Consider the following 280-nt stretch of genomic DNA (forward strand, 5'->3'; position numbering starts at 1 on the left):
GGCTAAAACAGTCAGGATGTTGGCTTAGAAGCAGCCATCATTTAAAGAAAGCGTAATAGCTCACTGATCGAGTCGTCCTGCGCGGAAGATGTAACGGGGCTAAGCCAGTCACCGAAGCTGCGGATATTTTTACCTTGATTTATCAAGGAATCAATATGGTAGGAGAGCGTTCTGTAAGCCTGCGAAGGTGTCTTGTAAAGGATGCTGGAGGTATCAGAAGTGCGAATGCTGACATGAGTAGCGATAATGGGGGTGAAAAGCCTCCACGCCGTAAGCCCAA

The 280-nt window shown here is 47.9% G+C and carries 1 rRNA gene; it reads left to right on the top strand.

The features are described 5' to 3' along the window. Positions 1 to 280: ribosomal RNA gene (locus tag CR105_RS27630) — 23S ribosomal RNA — on the top strand; the annotation flags it as partial.

The sequence above is a fragment of the Massilia eurypsychrophila genome (genome assembly GCF_002760655.1).
Lineage (GTDB): Bacteria > Pseudomonadota > Gammaproteobacteria > Burkholderiales > Burkholderiaceae_D > JAFCUW01.